Here is a 19,904-nt window from a genome sequence, read left to right as displayed (position 1 = left end):
GAGTCCTTCCAACCTGACTTAGCCTCACCACTCGGCGGAGGAGTCGTGACCGACTGCAAGTGGGTCAGCGTGGGTGTGTGTCCGCGTTACGGCTGACCCGGTTTCGGCGGCCCTAGTACTACCCCCCACACGTTGAGCACGAACCGGTCGCCCTCGGCGCCGAGCTTGGCCCGCAGGCGGCAGGCGTGGCTGTCGAGCGTGCGCGTGGCGCCCCGCGACCGGAAGCCCCAGACCGTGCGCAGGAGCTCGTCCTTGGTGTGGACCGTGCAGGGCGCGGCGGCCAGCCCCCGCAGCAGCGCGAACTCCTTCTGGGTCAGGGCCACAGGGCGGCCGGCGATCGTGACCGCCCGGGAGGCGGGATCGAGCTCGAGCGAGCCGACGCGCACGCGCCCGGTGCGGCGGCGCCCGTCGCTGCGGCGCAGCAGCGCCGCGACGCGCCCACGCAGCTCGGGGTAGCTGAACGGCTTGGCCAGGAAGTCGTCGGCGCCCTGGTCGAAGGCGCGCACGCGGTCGACCTCGCCGCAGCGGCCGCTGAGCACGAGCATCGGCGTGTCGCGGTCCACGCGGCTCACGGCGCCGTCGGCCGCGCGCACGCTGCGCACGAGCTCGAGGCCCGAGGCGTCGGGCAGGCCGACGTCGAGGATCACGAGGTCGGGGAACTTCGCGCCGAGCAGGCGCAGCGCATCGGCGGCGGTCTCGGCGACGAGCAGCTCGTAGCCGTCGGCGGTGAGCTCGTCGGCCAGGAACGTGCGGGTCGCCGGGTCGTCCTCGGCGACCAGGATGGTGGCGGGGGTGTCGTGCGTCATGGCCTCACGACCGGCCGGGCGCGCGGAACCCGCCCCCTCCGGCCCCTCAGCGTGTCCGGCCGGTGACCGATCCATCGGTGATGAGCCGACCCGTACGGACGATCCTCGTCGCCCTGGCGAGCGCGCCGGCGCTCGCCCTCACCGCCGCGTCGGCCCAGGCGACCACGCTGGCCGGCCCGGCCACCTCCACGACGTACGCCGGCGGATCCGTCCCGGTCGATGACCTGCTCGGCTCGGCTCCCCGGAACGACATCCGGCTCGAGTCGGCAACCCGCGTCACGGTCCGCGGCGCCCGCTGATGGGCCCGGCGGCCGGCGCGCGCGGGGTGCCGCGTTGCAGGACCGCGTGCGCCCCCGCGCACGGAAGGGACCGCCGCGCCCAGGGCGAACTCCAGCCGGGCGGCGGACGGCACGCCCCACGACCGGACGGACTGCAAGATCCGTCCCATGACATCCCAAGACAAAGGGTTCGGCCATACGATGCCGACGACTTCGTGAGAGCCGCCGTCCCCCCTCGGCGCGACGACCGACATGACCATGAACGACGCACGCCGAGGCAACTACGACAGCGGAGAGGACTTCGTCCTCGAGTACGGCGAACTCCGCTTCACCTTCAACGAGCGCGACTTCCGCGAGCGCTGCGAGCAGGCCGCCAACAAGCTGGGCTTCGTGTCCGGCCGACTGGACGACCCCGAGCTCGAGGACCTCGTGACCCTCTCGGTCAACGGCGAGATCCAGGAGCCCGCGTCCGCCCTGGGCGAGCACGTCAACGACTGCTGGCCCGAGCTCGTCGGCCCCAGCGACCGCTCCCTCGTGCACTGGCTGCGCCGGCTCGTCTTCCGCTCCGCCTGGCTGGACCAGCGCGTGAAGGAGGGTGAGCTCGACGTCCACTTCGACGCCGAGCTCCACACCTTCCGGTACGTGCAGCCCGACCGCGACGGCGAGCCCGTCGAGCTTGCCCCCGAGCCCTCCTGGGGCCGGGTCGCCTACGTCCCCCGCTGAGCGCTAGGCGCCCAGCGCGGCGGCGCGCGCCTGCGCGATGGCGTCTGCGCCGGCGTCGCCCACGAGCAGCTCGGCCCGCAGCGTCCCGCTGTTGACCAGGTCGAGCGCCGGGAAGCGCGCGGTCCGCGTCAGCGTGCGGTCCAGGGCGATGATCGTCGTCTCGCCGCCGACGGGGGCCGCCGCCGTGGCGATGATCGTCAGCGAGCCGCCGTCGACCACGTTGCGGGCGGCCGCCAGCGCGCGGCGTGCCGCGTGCGGCGGCAGGCCGTCGATCGCGTCGACGAGCACGACGACGTCGCCGCCGCGCGCGGTGATGCGCTTGGCGGTGTCGATCGCGCGCTCGACGGCCTGGGCCTGGGCATCGGGGCTGGCGGCCAGCGACAGCGCGGCGACCGGCTCGACGTCGCCCGCGCGCCACTCGGCGCACTCCTCCGGCCGCACGGCGGCCAGCACGACATGGACCTCGAGGCCCTCGACCGTGTTCAGCGCGCCGGCCAGGCGCTTGAGCGCCTCGCTCTTGCCGGCGTGGGCCTCGCCGGTGATCGTCACCCGCGAGCCCTTGCCGATGGGGGTCAGCCACTCGATGGCCTTCAGCGTCGCGTCCTCGGACCCCAGCGCGAGGCGCTCGGTGGGCAGCGTGCAGGGCAGGTCGTCGAAGTGCGTGCCCTCGGCGACCTCGTCGGCGGGCCGGTCGTTGATGGTGTCGATGCGGACCAGCGACGGGTAGCGCTCGGAGCGGCGCGGCTCGCGCACCGGGCCGGCGACGCGGTCGCCGGAGACCAGCTCGCAGCGGCGCACCTGGGCGGCCGAGACGTACACGTCGTCGTCGGAGGGCTCCGGCGGCGTGACGCGCACGAAGCCCGAGCCGTTGGGCAGCAGCTCGACGACGCCGGAGACGACGCGCTCGACGCGGTCCTCGGCGTCGCGGTCACGGTCGGCGTCGCGATCCCGGTTGAGGCCATCGCCGCGGTCACGGTCGCGTGCGCCGCGCGAGCGGCGACGGGGGCGCGCGGCCTCGCGCTCCTCCTCCTCGATCTCCTCCTCGACGACCTCGTCCTCGGTGGCGATGACGTCGTCGGCCGCGACGGGCTCGTCGGCGACGGCGTCCTCGGCGTCGGCCTCCTCGGCGCTTCCGTCCTCGTCGTCGCCGGGCCTGCGGCGGCTGCGGCCCCCGCGGGCGCCCCGGCGGCGGCGGGGCTTGTCCTCGGCGTCGGCCGCGACGGCCTCCTCGACCTCGGCCTCCTCGGCCTCGGGCGCCTCGGCCTCGGCGACGGCGTCCTCGCCGCCCTGGGTGCCCAGGATGCGGTCGACGAGCTCGGCCTTGCGCAGTCGGCGGAAGCCGTCGATGCCGAGCTCGGACGCGATGGTGTGCAGATCGGCCAGCGGGCTGGCCTCGAGAGCGGAGCGGGTGAGCACGGACATGGTGTCCTCCTCAGTTGTGGTGTCGGTGGGCGCCCGTTCCGCGTTGCCTGGCAGCGGAACGGCGACGTCTCAGGACCGGACGGTACCTGACGCGGCGGTCAGGCGGTGGTCGCGTCGTCGGCGCGGATCCACTTCAGCGCGTCGTCGCCCGGGTCCAGCTCGCCCGGCTCCGCCCGCCCCGCCAGCACCTCGCGGGTGCATAGGAAGTCCACCGTCGCGGCGACGTCGTGCACCCGGACGAATGCCGCGCCGTGGTCGGCGGCGTGGCCCACGGCGGCCAGCGTGCCCGCCAGGCGCTCCGCCGGGGCGCGCCCCGTGATCGCCGCCAGGAAGTACTTGCGCGACACCGCCGCCAGCCATGGGTGCCCGAGCGCGCGCAGCTCGTCGATGCGGCGCAGGCACGCGATGCTCTCGGCCGGCGACTTGGCGAAGTCCGGGCCCGGGTCGACCACGAGGCGCTCCGCGGGCACGCCGCGGTCGCAGGCCACAGCGCACCGCTCGCGCACGAACGCCAGCACGTCGCCGACGACGTCGCCGCCGTAGTCGGCGAAGTGCTCCTCCTTGGGCGCGGCGCGCGTGTGCATCACGACGAGGCCGGCGCCCGTGCGCGCGGCGTGGTCGGCCAGCGCGGCATCGCGCAGCCCGCTGACGTCGTTGAGCAGGTGCGCGCCGGCGTCCAGCGCGGCGGCCGCGACGGCGGCCTTCCACGTGTCGACCGACACCGTCACGCCCTCGGCGACCAGGCGCGCCACGACCGGGACGACCCGCTCGATCTCCACGTCCTGCGCGGTCACGCCGGTGTAGGTGACGCCGGACTCCCCGCCGACGTCGATGAGGTCGGCCCCCTGGGCCACGAGGTCCAGCGCATGCGCGACCGCAGCGTCGGCGCCCGTGTGGCGCACGGCGTCGGAGAACGAGTCCGGGTTGGCGTTGACGATGCCCATGACCAGCGGCCGGCCGGGCGGGAGCTCGATGGTCCGGTCGCGCAGGGTCAGGGTCGCGGCGCTCACCGCCGCCACGCTAGTGCAGGTCGGCGACGGCGCCGCGCCGGGTCACGCGCGGCCGATGCGCAGCGTGCGCCGCGCCACGGTCACGTTGCCCGCGTTGTCGGTCGCGCTGACGCGCACGACGAAGCGCCCCGTCCTCCGATAGCGGTGCGTCGTCTTGACGGCCTGCACGAAGCGCGAGCCGTCGCCGAAGTCGATCCGCACGTACTTGACGCCGGCCGCCTTGCCGCTGGGCGGCAGCACGTCGGCCGCCTTGGCCGTCACGGTCGCCACGCGCCCCGTGCGCCTGATCGAGAACGTCACCTTGGGGGCGGTCGTGTCGACCTTGAGCGGCTTGACCGCGGTCGTCACGGTCTGGTTGCGGCGGTCGGTCGCCACGACCCGCCAGGTGTGCAGGCCGTCGGCGACGGCCCCTGCCGGGATCAGGCTCTTGGTGTCCTGCGTGGTCGCCACGGGCTTGCCGTCGACGAGCACGGTGAACGTCAGCGGGCCCCACAGGTCCAGCGCGCTGCCCCAGGCGACCGGCGCCTTGACCACGTTGCGCCAGATCCGCGAGCTCGTGCTGATCCGGAACGTGCCCGGCAGCCGGTCGTAGACCGCGGAGACCAGGCGGCGCTGGTCCCCCGCGCCCTGGATGAAGACGAACGCGAAGTCGCCGGTGCGGTCGCCCGCCACGTCGAAGCCCGCCGCGGAGTCCACCGCGCCGAGGTTGGGATCGGTCAGCAGCGTGTCCGGGCCCGGGCCGGGCACCGTGCGCACGTTGGGCTTGTCGTCGTAGAAGACGCCGTGCACGGTGCCGTCCCCCGCGCCGACCCAGCCGACGACGCGGTCGGTGGTCTCCGCGATGGCCCCGACGGGCTGGGCGGGCGGCCCGTTGCCGCCGATCCCCACCCCGGCGTTGAGCGCGTCGTCCTTGAGGACCGCCGCCACCGCCGACCCGTCGGTCGTCCCCGCGGTCAGGACGCCCTCGCCCTTGCCGTTGAGGTCGACGTCGGTCGAGGCCACGCCCTGGCCGCCCCAGCCGAGCGGGTCGTAGACCACCGGGTCCTCCAGGCGCGAGCCGCGCAGCCGCCGGCCCACCGCCCGGGCCGTCGTCGTGGCGCCGTCAGCGAACTGCTGGCGGAAGCTGATCCAGGCGAAGCTCGAGTCGTCCTCGATATCGACGTCGGGCGAGTCGGCGGCCCCGCCGGCGTGCCCGTCGAAGTCGGGCAGCGTCAGGTCCAGCGGCGCGGTGGACACGTTGGTGCCGTACAGGCGCCGCGCGTAGACGTGGCCCGCCTCACCCCAGGTGGCCACGGCGGTGCCGTCGGCGGCGATCGCCACCTTGGAGCGGTTGGCCCCGACGCCCGCGACGGCGGCGGGGTCGATGTCCAGGGGCGCGGGCAGCGGCGCGAAGAGCTGGGCCCCCCGGTCCAGCCGCGCGGCCAGCACGTCGCCGTTGGCCGTCCACGTCACGTAGGCCACGCCGTTGATCGACATGTCGATGGACGGGCTCGAGGCCCCGGCGCCGAGCCCCTGCGGCGGCGCGAACGCCGCGGCGCCCGCGGGGCGCACGGCGACGACCTGCTGGCCCCCGCTGACGTAGGCCACGGCGACGCGGCCGCCGTCGGAGGCCGCCACCGCGGGCTGCGAGGACGGCGTGTCCAGGCCCGGGTCGACGCGCTCGGGCGGCTGCCAGGCCCCGCCGACCAGGCGCGAGACGAAGACGTGGTCGACCCCGGCGTCGCGCCGCACGTAGGCCACCGCCCCGGTCCCGTCGCGTGCGATGTCCAGGTCGCCCACCGAGCGGATGTCGGCGCTGGGGCCGTCGATCGCCTCGCCGGCGAAGAACGCGGCGTGTGCCGGGGCGGCCGCCGCGAGGGCGGCGAGCGACGTGACGATGAGGGCCAGGCGACGTGGCATGGGTGCGGCGGTGCTCCTCGGAGGGGGTCGGGTCGGGGCGGGCCCGTCGTGTCGGTCCAACCGGCGCGCGTCCCGGAAGTTACGGTCCCGGCCCGACGAAGGTCCGGACGGGCGCCGCCGGTCCTCAGGCCGGGACGAGGCCCTCCGCGCGCGCCTCGTCGAGGAACGCGGAGGCCTGGCGCTCCTGCTCGGCGGCGTCCCAGCCGCGGTCGGCCGCCATCGCGGCGGCGACCCGGCGCGCGGCCGCGCCGCCGTCGGCCGTGACGTCGCGGGCGGCCAGCAGGCCGAGCCGCGTGCGGCGCAGCAGCACGTCGCCGACGGTGCGGGCCTGCTCGCGGCGGGCGGCGTGGACGGCCTCGGCCAGCAGGTCGGGCCGGCCGGCCACGATGGGCTGGGCCAGCTCGCCGCGCTGGGCGGCGACCGCGAGGACGTCGTGCGCGCCGTGGCCGTAGCGGTCGGCCAGCGCGGCGTAGGCGTCGGCCGCGACGCCCTCGACGCGGACGAGGTCGTCCGGGGCCACGGCCTGGCCGAGCGGGATCTCCGCCGTGCGGCAGGGCGCGTCGCGGGCGTCGCGCTCCACGAGGCGGTCGACGGCCATCTTGGCCATCCGCCGCCAGGTCGTCAGCTTGCCGCCGGTGATCGTCACCATGCCGCTGGAGGTCTCGTACAGCTCGGCCTTGCGCGAGATGTCCACCGACTTGCCCTGGTCGCCCGAGCTGATGAGCGGCCGCACCCCCGCAAACGCGCCCGTGATGTCCGACGACGTCAGCTCGGTCGCGAAGAACGCGTTGACGGCGTCGAGCAGGTAGGCGACGTCCTCCTGGGCCGGGCGGACGTGGTCGAGGTCGGGCGTGTCGTGGTCGCGGTCGGTCGTCCCCACGAGCGAGCCGCCGAGCCAGGGCAGGGCGAAGATGAACCGCCCGCCGCCGGCCGGGACGATCGCCCCGGCGTTCAGCGGCAGGTCCTCCCGGCGGAACGTCACGTGCGTCCCGCGGCTGGGGCGGATGACCGGCACCTCGGCCTCGTCGTGCAGCTCCTCGGGGCGCAGCCGGTCGGCCCAGACGCCCGTGGCGTTGATGACGTTGTCGGCCCGGACGGTGAACGCCTCGCCCGTGGCGTCGTCGCGCACGCGCACGCCGCGGGCGCGCCCGCCGTTCTCGACGAGCTCGGTGACGAGCAGCCCGTTGGCGCACACCGCGCCGAAGCGCTCGGCCTCGGCCAGGACGGTCAGCACCAGCCGGCTGTCGTCGGTTTGGCAGTCGTAGAACTGATAGCCCGACGTCGGCGCGCGGCCGGCGAGCGCGGGCAGGCCCTCGGCGACCTCGGCGGCGTCGATGACGCGGTGGCGGTCCGGCGACCAGGACGTCATCGCGTCGGCGGCGGCGCGCCCGCGGCCGCGGCGCAGCGGGGAGCGCAGCCGGTCGACCGACATGACGTCGTAGAGGTTGAGGCCGACGCCCATGAGGCGGTCCGGGCGGGCGCCGTCGAAGGCCGGGACGATGAGCGGCAGCGGCCTGACCAGGTGCGGGGCCAGGGCGACCATGATCTGGCGCTCCAGCAGCGCCTCGCGCACGAGGCCGAGGTCGAAGTTCTGCAGGTAGCGCAGGCCGCCGTGCACGAGCTTGCTCGACCGGCTCGAGGTGCCCGACGCGTAGTCGTGGCGCTCGACCAGGGCGACGCTGAAGCCCCGCGTGGCGGCGTCCAGCGCGCAGCCCGCGCCGGTGATCCCGCCCCCGACCACGACGACGTCGAACGTCTCGGCGGCGAGGGCGACGACGGCGTCCGAGCGGGCGATCATCGCCCGCAGTGTGCCATCCGCGCCCGGGCGGGTTCCCGCTAGCGTCGGAGGGGTGGCCGACGCCTACCTCGTCCTCTTCGTGGCCGACCCCGCCGACGACGAGCACGCCGACGCGCTGCGCGCGGCGGCCCGCTCCGTGCCGGGCGCGGGCTTCTTCGACGATCCCATGGGCGAGACCGAGCGCACGGTGGGCGCGTACCTGAAGACGGAGGACCTCGGCGCCGGCCGGCCGCTGCTGCGGGCCGTCGCGCGGGTGTCGGCGGCGCTGGCGGCGCGCATCGAGGTCCAGCACCGCGAGGCGGTCCTCGGCTTCATCGTCGACGGCGACCCCGACGCGGCCCTCACGCAGGCCCTGGGGGACATCCCCGACCGGCTCTAGGGTCATCCCGGATGGTGCGCGGGAGCGCCCGGCGCGATCTTGGTCCCATGCCCGACGCGCCTCCCTCCTCCCCCGACCCGTCCTCCCCCGACCCCGCGGAGGCGTCCACGACGCCGGCGCCCGCCGACGAGGCGCCCACGATGGCCGGCCCCGAGCCGGCCGCCGGCGGCCAGGACGGCCGCCGGCGCCTGCTGCGCAGCCGCGAGGACCGCGTCATCGGCGGCGTCTGCGGCGGCCTGGCGCGCTCCTTCGGCATCGACCCGCTCATCGTGCGGATCGCCGCGGTGGCGCTCATCTTCGTCGGCGGCGCCGCCGTCGTGGCCTACCTCGCCGCGATGCTCCTCGTCCCCGACGACGACGGCACCGGGCGCCCCGTCCGGGCCCGCCCGTCGCGGCTGGCGACCGTGCTGGGCGCCGGCGCGGTGGTGCTCGCCGGCGTCCTGCTGCTCGACGGCAGCTGGGGCCTCCATGCCGGGTGGGCGTTCGGGGCCGGAGTCCCCCTGGCCATCGTCGCGATCCTCGTCGCGATCGCCGGGCAGCGCCTGTTACACAACCGCGGCGAGCAGCAGCCCACGCTGTCGCGCATCGTCGGCGCCGCGCTCGTGCTCTGCGGCACGGCGCTCGCCCTGCTCATCCTCGCCGTCGGCGCGGCCTGGGCGACGGCCGCGGGCGGCGGCACCGTCGTGGCGATCGTCGTCATCGCCCTCGGCGTCGCGATGGTCGCGCTCTCCTTCCGCACCCCGCGCGCCCGCTGGCTCATCCTGCCCGCCCTCGTGCTGGCCGTCCCGGCCGGCGTCGTGTCGGCCGCGGGCATCGACACCAAGGGCGGCATCGGCCAGCGGACCTCCACGCCGTCGTCGCCGGCCGAGCTGCAGGCCGGGGGCTACGAGCTGGGCACGGGCGAGATCGTGGTCGACCTGCGCCGGATGACGTGGCCGGCGGACCGCCCCGTGCCGCTGAAGCTCGACCTGGGCATCGGGCACGCGCTCGTGCTCGTGCCGGCCGACACCTGCGTGCAGTCCAGAGCGCACGTCGGCGCGGGCTACATCGACATCCTGGGCTCGGAGACCGGCGGCGCCGACGTCGACGACCGGCGCGGCACCGTCCGGCGCGCCAGCGGCCCGCGGCTCGTCCTGGACGCCCACGCCGGCCTCGGCGCCGTCGAGGTCCGCCACAGCCGCCGCGACGACCGCTTCGGCCCCCGCGACCACGCCGCGCGCGGCAGCATCACCGCCGACCTCGCGGCCCGGGGCTGCGCCGGGGAGCCGGCGTGAGCCGGCCGGACCTCCCGACGCTCGTCTCCGGCCTGGCCGCCGCCGCCCTCGGCGTCGTGCTTCTCCTCGACCGCATGGGCGACCTGTCGCTGGACTTCGGCAGCCTCGCCCCATCGTGCTCCTGCTCGTCGGGACGGTCCTGCTCGTGAGCGGCCTGGCCCGGCGGGACGGGGCATGAGCCGGAGCCCCGCCCATCCGCCGCGCGCGATGATCTGCCGGTGAGCGTCGCCGCCCCATCGCCCGCGCGCCGCGCCCGCCGGCCGCTGACCCGCGACCCCGACCACAAGCTCGTGGCCGGGGTCTGCGCGGGTGCGGCGCGCACCGTCGGGGTCGACCCGCTGGTGCTGCGGGCGATCCTCGTGGTCGCGACGGTCGCCACCGGCCTGGGCATCCCCGTCTACCTCGGCGCCTGGCTGCTGCTGCCCGCCGGCCCCGGCGCCCCGCCGATCGCCACGCGCCTGCGGGCGCACCCGGGCAGCTGGCAGGTCGCCGCGGGCGCGGGCTGCATCTCGCTCGGCGCGCTGCTGACCGCCCGCGAGCTGGGGATCTGGTGGAGCGACGCGATCGTCTGGCCCGGCGTGCTGGCCGTCTCGGGCGCCGCGCTGGTGTGGCGCCACGTCACCGCCCGGCCCACCGCGCCGGCCGCGCGGGCGCCGGCGCCCGCGCCGCGCGACGGGGCCGCCGAGGATCCCGGGGCCACGCCCGCGGACGCGCCCGAGGAGCGCCGCCAGGAGCTGCGCAGCCTCTACCAGGGCGGCTTCGGCGTCGCGCTGGTGGCCGGCGCGGTGCTGCTGTTCCTGCAGGCCAACGGCGCCCTGAGCGGCGCGCGCGACCTCGTGCTCTCGATCGTCGTGGTCGGCCTCGGGCTCGGGCTGGTCCTGCTGCCGTTCTGGCTGCGCCTGGCCCGCGGCCTGGCGGCCGAGCGCGCCGAGCGCATCCGCTCCCAGGAGCGCGCCGAGGTCGCCGCCCACCTGCACGACTCCGTGCTGCAGACGCTCGCGCTCGTCCAGAAGCGCGCCGACGACCCGCGGGCGGTGGCGACGCTGGCCCGCCGCCAGGAGCGCGAGCTGCGCGCGTGGCTGTCGGGTGCACCGCAGGCCCGCCCCGACGAGCGGCTGGCCGACGCGCTGCGCGCCGCCGACGACGCCGAGGAGCGCTTCGGCACGCCGGTCGACGTCGTGGCCGTGGGGGACCGCGCTCTCGACGACGCCGCCCGCGCCCTCGTGCGTGCCGCGGCCGAGGCGCTGGCCAACGCCGCCCGCCACGCGGCCGGTCCCGACGCGGCGGCCGTGCCGATCTCGGTCTTTCTCGAGGTCACCGACGGGCGCACGGAGGTCTTCGTCCGCGACCGCGGCCGGGGGTTCGACCCCGATTCGGTCCCCGCGGACCGCCGCGGCGTGCGAGAGTCCATCATCGGCCGGATGGCCCGGCACGGCGGCCGCGCCGCCGTCCACAGCACGCCCGGATCGGGCACGGAGGTGGAGCTGGTGCTCGATGCCTGACGCGACCACGACCGACGCGACGCCGCTGCCCGCGGTGGTCCTGGTCGACGACCACGGGATGTTCCGCGCCGGTGCGCGCGCCGAGCTCGAGGGGCTCGTCAACGTCGTCGGGGAGGCCGGCGACGTCGACGAGGCCGTGCGGGAGATCGCCCGGCTGGACCCCGACGTCGTGCTGCTCGACGTGCACCTGCCCGGCGGCGGCGGGGTCGAGATCCTGCGCCGGCTGGCCACGGAGGCGCCCGCGGCGCGCTGCCTGGCGCTCTCGGTCTCCGACGACCCGCAGGACGTCATCGCGGTCATCCGCGCGGGCGCCCGCGGCTACGTGACCAAGACGATCGCGCCCGCCGAGCTCGCCGACGCCGTGCGCCGCGTCAACGACGGCGACGCGGTGTTCTCGCCGCGGCTGGCGGGCTTCGTGCTCGACGCGTTCGCCGGCATCGGGAGCGGCGATGGCAGTCCGCGCGAGGACGACCCCGAGCTGGACCAGCTCACCGCGCGCGAGCGCGAGGTGCTGCGCCACATCGCCCGCGGCTACCTCTACAAGGAGATCGCCCAGCGGCTCGGGATCTCGCCCAAGACCGTCGAGGCCCACGTGAGCGCCGTGCTGCGAAAGCTCCAGCTCTCCACCCGCCACGAGCTGAGCCGTTGGGCCGTCGAGCGCCGGCTCGTGGACTGAGGGCGCCGACGCCGCCGGCGTCCGAGGACTAGCGTCCGGCGGCGATGACCCCCACCACGCTGCTCACGGGCTTCCCCGGGTTCCTGGCCGGACGGTTGCTGCCGCGGCTGGTCGCGGCCTCCCCCGGGTCGCGGATCGTCGCGCTCGTGCACCCGCAGATGGCCGACCGCGCGCGGCAGGGGGCGCCCGAGGGCGTGGAGGTCGTGACGGGCGACATCACCGACGCGCGGCTCGGCCTGGGCGCCGCGGGCCACGAGGGGCTGGCGGCCGACGTCGTGGCCGTCTTCCACCTCGCCGCCGTCTACGACCTCGCCGTCGGTGCGGCGCTCGCCGAGGCCGTCAACGTGCAGGGCACGCAGCACGTCCTGGACTTCTGCGCGCGCTGCGAGCGGCTGGAGCGCCTGCACTACGTCTCGACCGCATACGTCGCCGGGCGCCGCTCCGGGCTCGTCCTCGAGTCCGAGCTCGCCGAGGGCCAGGAGTTCAAGAACCTCTACGAGTCCACGAAGTTCGCCGCCGAGGTGCTCGTCCGGGCCGCGGCGGACCGGATCCCGACGACGGTCTACCGGCCGGCGATCGTCGTCGGCGACTCGCGGACCGGCGAGACGCAGAAGTTCGACGGGCCCTACTACCTGCTGCGCAGCATGTCGGGCGGTCGCGGGCCGCTGCTGCAGGTCGGGCGCGGGGACTCGCCGTTCAACGTGGTGCCCGTCGACTTCGTCGTCGACGCGATCGCCGCCGCGGCCGCCGACCCCGAGGCCGTCGGGCACACGCTGCACCTCGTCGACCCCCACCCGGTGTCGTCGATGGAGCTCTCGCGCCTGCTGGCGCGCGAGTACACCGGGCGCGAGCCGCGGCTGCGGGTTCCGCCGGGCCTGGTGGACCGCGCGCTGGGCCACGCCGTCGTGCGCCGGGCCCTGGGCGGGACGCCGCGCGAATCGATCGCCTACCTCAACCACCCCGTGCGCTTCGACACCGCCCAGGCCTCCGAGGTCCTCGGCCGTGCGCGCCTGCGACCACCGCGCTTCCCCGACTACGTCGGCCCGATGGTGGCGTTCTTCGCGGCCCACGAGCACGACGACGCCTACCGGCCGGCGCACGAGCGCTAGGCCAGCGCCGGCCGCGCGACGCTGCTCGGCGCCCCTCCCCTCAGCGCGCGCGCAGGCCGTCGATGACGATCTCGACGATGTGGTCCCAGCGGCGCACGTGGCGGTTCTGGGCGCTCATCACGCCGCCGATCGCGCACATGAGCGCGGGCATGTCGTCGACGTCGAAGTCGGGTCGCAGGCGGCCCTCGGCGACCGCGCCGTCGATGAGCTCCTGGACGACGACCACCAGGGCGAGTCGGGCGTCCTCGGCGTGGGCCACGGCCGCGTCGTTGGTCACCCACATCATGCGCTGCAGCGTCTGGTCGCCGGCCATGGCCGTGAACGACTCGCGCAGAAAGCCCTCGAACGCCGCCCATCCGCCCGCCGTCTCCGTCCAGCGGCGCGCGACCTCGGCGTGGCCGTGGAACTTCACGCGCAGCAGCTCGCCGATGAGCGCGTCCTTCGTCGGGAAGTGGCGGTAGACCGTCCCCACGCCGACGCCGGCGGCCCGCGCGATGTCGTCCATCTGCGCGGCCTGGCCGCACTCGGCGAACAGCCCGCGTGCCGCCTCGACGATGCGCTCGCGGTTGCGGCGCGCGTCGGCGCGCAGCGGGCGCGGCTCGGTGGCGCTCATGCGACGGATCGTAGCGCTGCGCCTTGACAAGCGGAACCACACCTCCGTATGGTCGGAGCAACCGGAACCTCATCTCCAGTTCTCCGATCCGCCAGGAGGATCCCCCGTTGTCCGCCTCCTCTCCCCACCGGTCCAAGTGGCTCGCGCTCGCGCTGCTGGCGTCGGCCCAGTTCGTCATCGTCCTCGACGCCTCGATCGTCAACGTGGCGCTGCCGTCCATCGGCAAGGACCTCAACTTCTCCCAGGACAACCTGTCCTGGGTCGTCAACGCCTACACCCTGGTCTTCGGCGGCTTCCTGCTGCTCGGCGGCCGCCTGGCCGACCTGCTCGGCCGCCGGCGGATGTTCATCGCCGGCCTCGCGCTGTTCTCCGTGGCCTCCCTCGCCGGCGGCCTCGCCCAGAGCGAGGGCTGGCTCATCATCGCCCGCGGCGTGCAGGGCCTCGGCGCGGCCATCGTCTCCCCCGCGGCGCTGAGCATCGTGACCACCACGTTCGAGGAGGGCTCCGAGCGCAACACGGCGCTGGGCGTCTGGGGCGCGGTGGCCGGCTCCGGCGGCGCCGCCGGCGTCCTGCTCGGCGGCATGCTCACCGAGTGGGCGGGCTGGGAGTGGGTCCTGTTCGTCAACGTGCCGATCACGCTCGTCGCCGCCGTCCTGGCCCCGCGCCTGCTCGAGGAGAGCCGCGACACGCGCCAGAAGCGCTACTTCGACGTCGCCGGCGCGGTGGCCGTCACCGCCGGGCTGGCGCTCGGCGTCTACGCGCTGGTCGACGCCAACCGCGCGGGCTGGACCTCGACGCAGACGCTCCTGCTCGGCGCCGTCGCGCTGCTGCTGCTGGCCGCCTTCGTGGCGATCGAGCAACGATCCTCGCACCCGCTCGTGCCGTTCAAGATCTTCCGGCTGCGCAGCCTGCGCGGGTCCAACGTCGTGGGCCTGCTCATCGGCATGTCGCTGTTCTCGATGTTCTTCTTCATCTCGCTGTACCTGCAGCAGGTGCTGGGCTACAGCGCCCTGAAGGCCGGGCTGTCCTACCTGCCGCTGGCGCTGCTCATCATCGTCTCGGCCGGCGTGGCGTCCCAGCTCGTCACGCGCCTGGGCTTCAAGCCGACGCTGATCCTCGGCCTGCTGTTCGTGGCCGCCGGCCTGCTCTGGTTCTCGCGGGTCTCCGCGTCCGGCGGCACCTACCTCGGCGACGTCCTGTTCCCGTCGATGCTGGCCGCGATCGGGCTGGGCCTGGCGTTCGTGTCGGTCACGATCGGCGCGGTGACGGGCACCACGCCCGACGAGGCGGGCCTGGCCTCGGGTCTCATCAACACCGCCCAGCAGGTCGGCGGCGCACTCGGGCTGGCGATCCTGTCCTCCATCGCCAACCAGCGCACCGGGGACGTGTTCGCCTCGGGCGAGCGCAACCCGGCCGTGGCGCTGACGGAGGGCTTCCAGACCGCGTTCCTGGTCGGGACGGGCTTCGCGTTGGCCGGCGCACTGCTCGCCGCGCTGCTGATCTCCTCGCGCGACAGCCGCGAGCAGGCCGAGGCGGCCCGTCGCGGCGAGGCCGTGCCCGTCGTCGCCTGAGCCGCGCCCTAGGCGCCCGCCGGCCCGGCCTCCGCCCGGCCGGCGGGGCGCCGGGCCGCGGAGCGCCGCTGCAGGTCGGCGGTGGCCGATCGCGCCAGGCGGTGGGCCGGGCGCTCGACGAGGCGGTGGAAGACCTCCGCCGCCGCCAGCGAGCCGGGCAGCGCGACGGCCAGCAGGACGCCGAAGCCCGGGCGCCCGAGGGCGAAGGCCAGCGTCACCACGATCGGCTCGTGGACGAGGTACAGGCTGAAGGACCGCCGGCCCAGCCACTGGACCGGACGGGCCTCGAGCCCGCGCGCCACGCCCCCGTAGACCAGCGGGAGCAGCACGGCCGCGCCGGCGCCGATCACGACCAGGGCGCCGCCGGACCCGGGCGCCGTCCGGGCGTCGGGCAACCAGAGGTCGGCGGTCAGCAGGCCGGCGGTGACCGCGACGGCGGCGGGCACGCCACGGCCCGCGAGCCGCTCGCGCAGCGCGGCGACGGCGTCGGGGCGCAGCGCGAGCAGCACGCCGACCCCGAACGGCGGCAGGTAGCGCAGCGACTCGTGCGCGCCCGCCCCGAGCACCACGGCGGGCAGGAGCACCACCAGGGGTGCCGCCAGGCGCCGCAGCACGGGCGCGGCGGCCACGACGAGCGGCAGCAGCAGCGAGAAGACGACCTCCCAGCGCAGCGACCACAGCACGCCGCTGAGCGTCACGCCGTGGGTGCCGACCACCAGCGCGAGGTCGCTGCACACCTGGCGCACGTCGACCGGCTCGGTGAACGCCTGCAGCCAGAACCCGGTGCCGGGGCCGCCGCCCACGTGGCGCGGGACGAGCACCACGAGCGCGGCGGCGGGCAGCAGGGACGCCCATGCCGGCAGGAAGAGCCGGACGGTGCGCCCCGCGTAGAACGCGAGCGGCCGCACGCCGCCGGGCGCGGCCAGCGCGGCACGGGTCAGCACGAGCCCGCTGAGCACGAAGAAGACGATGACCAGCTCCGGGCCGGCCCAGACCACCGCCAGCGGCGTGCGCAGCAGCAGCCACCACGCCCCGGGCGGATCGCCGCCGATCGCGTCGGCCATCGTGAGCACGCCGACCGACGCCAGCACGACGTGCGAGAGCAGCACGACGAGCGCGGCGATGCCGCGCAGCCCGTCGAGGGCCCGCAGGCGGTCGGTGGTCTGCGTGTCCACCGCCCTGTAGTCGGCACGCGGACACGGATCTACGCGGTTGGGACATGGCCTCTCAGGACCTCCGAGCGGGCGACGACGACCGCGGGCCGCGCGGCCTGCGGGGGGCGCGCGGCCTGCCGCGGCCGGCCCGTGCTCGTGCGCTGAGCTCAGCGCACGAGCACGGGCCGCGCGAAGGACGCCGCGCCCGGGATGACCTGCTCGGCGTCGACCCCCAGCCACTGCTCCAGCAGCGAGCAGTACATGGCCCGGAAGTCACTCGTGGCGCGCAGGTTGCTCTGGGCGTCCAGGGTCGCCAGTCCCGGGAACTCGCCCACCATCGTGCCCTTGGCCTGCGTGCCGATGACGAACGCGCAGCCGCCGGCGCCGTGGTCGGTGCCCGACCCGTTCTCCTGCGGTCGGCGCCCGAACTCCGACCAGAGCTGGATGAGGACGCGGTCGGCGAGGCCACGGGCCTCGAGGTCGCGTTGGAAGGCCAGGACCGCGGCCACGGTCTGCCCGAGGTTGGTGGCCAGCGAGGTCGCCTGGCCGGTGTGCGTGTCGTAGCTGCCGACGCCCTCGACGGCCACGCAGCGGATCGGCAGGCCGCCGGCGAGCATCGCGGCCAGCGCCGCCAGGCGCAGCGGCAGGTCGCCGCCCGCCGTCGGGTAGGTCACCGGGCTCGTGTAGCTCGGGCTGCCGTCGGCGGTGACGAACCCCGCGACGGACCGGCGCACCCCGTCGGTCTGGCGCACCGCGGCCCGGGCCTGGGCCAGGGCGTCGGAGCCGCCGGGGATCGCGCCCATGCGGCCGAACGCGGCGAGCATGGGGTCGGCGATCGGGTCACCCACGCCGCGGGCCGGGAACGAGTAGTCCGTGGGGTCGGAGATGGCGGCGACGGGCACGCGAGTCGTCGCCAGCGCCGGGGCGAGGCTGGCGTCCAGCGCCATCCCCTGCAGCGGGTTGTCGGGGTCACCGACGACGTCGAGGTAGCGGCCCATCCAGCCGCTGGAGGCGCCGGTGTCGGTCGCGCCGACCTCCCAGAAGTGGCGGCTGGTGAAGTGCGACTGGTCGGGGTGGTCGTAGCCGACGGCCGGGAAGACCGACACCTTGCCCTCGGCGTGCAGCGTCGCCAGCCCTGCCGCCGCCGGGTGCCACATGAGCCGGGTGTCCTCCGCGAACGTCGTGCCGCTGCCGGGCGCGAGCTTCAGCGTCGGGCGCAGGGTCGCGTAGCGGGCGTCGCCGACCGGGGCCAGGACCGACAGGGAGTCCCAGCCGCCGGGCAGGAAGACGCTGACGAGCACGGGGTCGGCGGGACCGCCGGCGGCCTGGGCGACCCCCGCCTCGAACGCTTCGACGCCGAGCCTGGACGCGCCGTAGACCGACAGCGCCAGGCCGGCGCCGCGCATGAGGAAGCTGCGCCGGTCCAGGCCGGTGCCGGCGGGCTGGGGCATCCCCGGCTCGATCGCGGGCAGGCCGCGGCCCGCGCGCGCCGCGCCGGCCCGCAGGAGCTCGGCGCGGTTGAAGTCGGAGCAGGCGCAGGGGTCGTGCACGGGAGGGCTCAGCAGACGTTGTGGTCGGGGGCGGTGGCGATCAGCGTGCGCAACGCGTTCTGGCGCATGGCCCGGTAGGGCCCGCGCTGCCAGGACGACAGGCCCGCCGGCAGGCTCGTCGCCGCGAAGTCGGCCAGGACCTGGCGCGTGGCGTCCGACAGCGGCGGGTCGCCCAGCGCGGCGGTCGCGGCGGCCAGCGCGGTCGCCGCGTCCTCGGCCACGTCGTAGCCGGCGGGCGCCCACGGGTCGACGGCCTGCTTGCTCAGCACATAGGTGACGGTCAGCCAACGGCCGCGGACCGTCGAGGTGTCCAGCCAGCGGGTGTCGTCCCAGCCCGCGACGTTGGGCGGGTAGAACAGGCGCTGGCCGTTGTACTGGGCCAGCCAGGACCACGCCGTCGTGTCGATCCCGCGGCCGATCGCGCGCAGCAGGCCCGTCACGTAGACGACGGGCGACAGCACCATCTCGGGGCCGTCGAGGAACTGCGGGTGCTGGAGGATCGCCTCGACGACGGGGCGGATCTGGCGGCCGCCGGACAGGTAGATGCCCTGCAGGGAGGCCAGCGTGGCGGCGTCGGGCGCCGTGGGCACGAAGTAGGACCAGAGCTTGGTGCAGAAGAAGGAGGCGTGCAGCGGGTGCTCGACGCACAGGCGCACGGCGTCGGTCCAGTCGAACGCGCCGGTCTGGCCGAAGATGGTCTTGGACCCCATGTCGTGCCACGTCGGGTCGTAGCGGAAGTTGTGGCTGCCCAGCTCGGCCGACCAGTCGTTGCGCCAGCCGGTCAGGGCGCGGGCCATCTGGCGGATGTCGGTCTCGGTGTAGGCGCCGCGGTCGGCCCCGAGCGAGAACAGCTCCATCATCTCGCGGGCGTAGTTCTCGTTGGGGTTCCAGCGGGTGTTCGAGGTCCCGTTGAGCCAGATGAGCATCGCCGGGTTCGCCGTGACCGACCGGAACAGGTCGTCGAACGAGCCCAGGCCCTTGTCGCGGAAGAGCTGGATCTGGTCGAGCATGAGCTGCGTCTGGCCGACGCCGTCGTTGGACGTGGCGAACCAGTCGTGCCAGACGAGCGCCATCCGCTCCACGATGGGCTGGTCGCTGCGCACCATCCGGTCCATCCACGCACAGTGGTCGTGGCCCCAGACGTCGGCGGGCGCCAGCGCGTTGCCGTTGTCGTCGTGGGGCTCGGGGCCCACGAGCCGCGCCGCGCCCGTGGGGCGGGTGATCGCCAGGATCGCGGCGGTGACGTCCTGGCCGGCCAGCCGCGCGGCCTGACCCGGCGTCGGCCCGAAGCCGGTGCGCCACAGCAGGCGCTCCATCTGGCCGCGCGTGACGGGCACGACCTGCGCGGTCACGGGCGCCGGGCTGGGCGCGGGCGGGTCGGCGGGCGCGGTGATCGGCGGGGCGGGCGGCACCACCGCGGGCAGGGTGGCCGAGAACGTGCCGGCCGGGGCCCTGGCCGCGGGCGTGCGGGCCACGGGCTTCTTCTTGACCGGCGTGCAGACCTTGACCTTGCGCCGGCGGCCCCCGACCTTCTTGGTGACCGTCCGGCAGGTCTTGGTCACCGCCTTGACGGTCTTCTTCTTCTTCTTCTTCTTGGTCGTCCTCGCCGCCGCGCGGGCGGGCGTCGTCGGGCCGGAGGGCATCCCACCTGTCGTCGGCGGACGGACGCGCCGGTGCGACTGGTGAGTCCGCCGGTGGACGGACGGCCGAGGGGCCGCCGGCCGGGGCTAGGCGACGGGCTCGCGCGGCCGCCAGGCCGCCCGGGCGTGATCGAACGCGTCCCAGTCGATGGGCGTCGGGGGCCCGGAGTCGGGGCCGTCGCCCCCACCGCCGCCGCCGTCGTCGTCCCAGCCGTCGTCGTCGTCGCGGCGGCGCGAGACCCAGGCGGCCAGGCACAGCGCCTCGACGCCGCAGACCACGAAGGCCCCGGCCATCCCGTCCTGGCCCTCCAGCAGCGCCTCGCCCGAGAGGATGTAGAGGCAGATGGACACGCCCACGAGCGTGCGGGCCAGCCGCTCGTGCCCCCGGCGGGCGGGGACGCCGAGGAACGCCCGTGCGACGGAGAGCACGATCACGACGGCCACCACCGCCTTCAGTCCGAGCGGCACAGCGCTCACACGGAAAGGCTACCCCGACGCGC

The 19,904-nt window shown here is 75.7% G+C and carries 19 protein-coding genes; 9 read left to right on the top strand and 10 right to left on the bottom strand.

The annotated features are described in order from the left end of the window. Positions 1–86: 86 nt before the first annotated feature. On the bottom strand, positions 87–806 hold the full coding sequence (locus FSW04_RS13810) for a response regulator transcription factor (RefSeq protein WP_146920184.1): 720 nt from the start codon (positions 804–806) through the stop codon (positions 87–89). Between the two features lie 80 nt (positions 807–886). Between FSW04_RS13810 and FSW04_RS13805 the strand changes: the two genes are divergently transcribed. Together FSW04_RS13805 and FSW04_RS13800 are read left to right on the top strand one after the other, a co-directional pair. Then, the gene (locus FSW04_RS13805; protein WP_146920182.1) at positions 887–1,105 is read left to right on the top strand and encodes a hypothetical protein; all 219 of its coding nucleotides are present in this window, start codon (positions 887–889) and stop codon (positions 1,103–1,105) included. Positions 1,106–1,342: 237 nt separating this feature from the next. After that, entirely contained in the window at positions 1,343–1,807 is a 465-nt protein-coding gene (locus FSW04_RS13800) for a hypothetical protein (protein WP_146920180.1), read from the top strand. A 3-nt stretch (positions 1,808–1,810) separates the two neighbouring features. On the opposite strand, the gene FSW04_RS13795 is transcribed toward FSW04_RS13800, so the two are convergent. From FSW04_RS13795 to FSW04_RS13780, 4 genes are all read right to left on the bottom strand, one after another. Next, positions 1,811–3,229: a Rho termination factor N-terminal domain-containing protein gene (locus FSW04_RS13795; protein ID WP_146920178.1), complete on the bottom strand. Its 1,419-nt coding sequence runs from the start codon at positions 3,227–3,229 to the stop codon at positions 1,811–1,813. A gap of 98 nt (positions 3,230–3,327) precedes the next feature. Then, positions 3,328–4,239, bottom strand: coding sequence for a dihydropteroate synthase (gene folP / locus FSW04_RS13790; RefSeq protein WP_228430467.1), 912 nt, complete (start codon positions 4,237–4,239; stop codon positions 3,328–3,330). Between the two features lie 42 nt (positions 4,240–4,281). Further along, positions 4,282–6,138: a PKD domain-containing protein gene (locus FSW04_RS26065; protein WP_187368769.1), complete on the bottom strand. Its 1,857-nt coding sequence runs from the start codon at positions 6,136–6,138 to the stop codon at positions 4,282–4,284. 124 nt (positions 6,139–6,262) lie between these two features. Continuing rightward, positions 6,263–7,936 (bottom strand): glycerol-3-phosphate dehydrogenase/oxidase, encoded by a 1,674-nt coding sequence (locus tag FSW04_RS13780; RefSeq protein ID WP_146920176.1) that lies wholly within the window; start codon positions 7,934–7,936, stop codon positions 6,263–6,265. A 52-nt stretch (positions 7,937–7,988) separates the two neighbouring features. Here FSW04_RS13780 and FSW04_RS13775 point away from each other — a divergent pair, with 52 nt between their 5' ends. From FSW04_RS13775 to FSW04_RS13755, 6 genes are all read left to right on the top strand, one after another. Then, a complete protein-coding gene (locus FSW04_RS13775; RefSeq protein ID WP_146920174.1) occupies positions 7,989–8,315 on the top strand; it encodes a hypothetical protein in 327 nt (108 codons plus the stop codon). A 47-nt stretch (positions 8,316–8,362) separates the two neighbouring features. Next, on the top strand, positions 8,363–9,589 hold the full coding sequence (locus FSW04_RS13770) for a PspC domain-containing protein (RefSeq protein WP_187368768.1): 1,227 nt from the start codon (positions 8,363–8,365) through the stop codon (positions 9,587–9,589). Continuing rightward, on the top strand, positions 9,586–9,738 hold the full coding sequence (locus FSW04_RS26060; protein WP_187368767.1) for a hypothetical protein: 153 nt from the start codon (positions 9,586–9,588) through the stop codon (positions 9,736–9,738). Before FSW04_RS13770 ends, FSW04_RS26060 begins: the two co-directional genes overlap by 4 nt. A 69-nt stretch (positions 9,739–9,807) precedes the next feature. Further along, a complete protein-coding gene (locus tag FSW04_RS13765; RefSeq protein WP_146920170.1) occupies positions 9,808–11,091 on the top strand; it encodes an ATP-binding protein in 1,284 nt (427 codons plus the stop codon). Beyond that, positions 11,084–11,767 (top strand): response regulator, encoded by a 684-nt coding sequence (locus FSW04_RS13760; protein WP_146920167.1) that lies wholly within the window; start codon positions 11,084–11,086, stop codon positions 11,765–11,767. Before FSW04_RS13765 ends, FSW04_RS13760 begins: the two co-directional genes overlap by 8 nt. A 44-nt stretch (positions 11,768–11,811) precedes the next feature. Beyond that, the gene (locus FSW04_RS13755) at positions 11,812–12,876 is read left to right on the top strand and encodes an SDR family oxidoreductase (protein WP_146920165.1); all 1,065 of its coding nucleotides are present in this window, start codon (positions 11,812–11,814) and stop codon (positions 12,874–12,876) included. Between the two features lie 40 nt (positions 12,877–12,916). Here the strand turns inward: FSW04_RS13755 and FSW04_RS13750 are convergent, their stop codons facing one another. Then, the gene (locus FSW04_RS13750) at positions 12,917–13,489 is read right to left on the bottom strand and encodes a TetR/AcrR family transcriptional regulator (RefSeq protein ID WP_146920163.1); all 573 of its coding nucleotides are present in this window, start codon (positions 13,487–13,489) and stop codon (positions 12,917–12,919) included. A gap of 107 nt (positions 13,490–13,596) precedes the next feature. Between FSW04_RS13750 and FSW04_RS13745 the strand changes: the two genes are divergently transcribed. Beyond that, positions 13,597–15,060, top strand: coding sequence for an MFS transporter (locus tag FSW04_RS13745; protein ID WP_146920160.1), 1,464 nt, complete (start codon positions 13,597–13,599; stop codon positions 15,058–15,060). 8 nt (positions 15,061–15,068) lie between these two features. Here FSW04_RS13745 and FSW04_RS13740 read toward each other — a convergent pair whose 3' ends face one another. The 4 genes from FSW04_RS13740 to FSW04_RS13725 all read right to left on the bottom strand — a co-directional run bounded on the left by FSW04_RS13740 (position 15,069) and on the right by FSW04_RS13725 (position 19,881). Continuing rightward, complete coding sequence (locus FSW04_RS13740) at positions 15,069–16,235, bottom strand: acyltransferase family protein (protein ID WP_146920157.1); 1,167 nt, start codon at positions 16,233–16,235, stop codon at positions 15,069–15,071. 146 nt (positions 16,236–16,381) lie between these two features. Then, complete coding sequence (locus tag FSW04_RS13735; protein ID WP_146920154.1) at positions 16,382–17,764, bottom strand: DUF1501 domain-containing protein; 1,383 nt, start codon at positions 17,762–17,764, stop codon at positions 16,382–16,384. A gap of 8 nt (positions 17,765–17,772) precedes the next feature. After that, positions 17,773–19,407, bottom strand: coding sequence for a DUF1800 domain-containing protein (locus tag FSW04_RS13730; RefSeq protein ID WP_146920152.1), 1,635 nt, complete (start codon positions 19,405–19,407; stop codon positions 17,773–17,775). 84 nt (positions 19,408–19,491) lie between these two features. After that, positions 19,492–19,881 (bottom strand): hypothetical protein, encoded by a 390-nt coding sequence (locus tag FSW04_RS13725; RefSeq protein WP_146920149.1) that lies wholly within the window; start codon positions 19,879–19,881, stop codon positions 19,492–19,494. Positions 19,882–19,904: the final 23 nt, after the last annotated feature.

This window comes from Baekduia soli (assembly GCF_007970665.1).
Lineage (GTDB): Bacteria > Actinomycetota > Thermoleophilia > Solirubrobacterales > Solirubrobacteraceae > Baekduia > Baekduia soli.
This window is presented reverse-complemented; position numbering and strand designations above follow the sequence as displayed.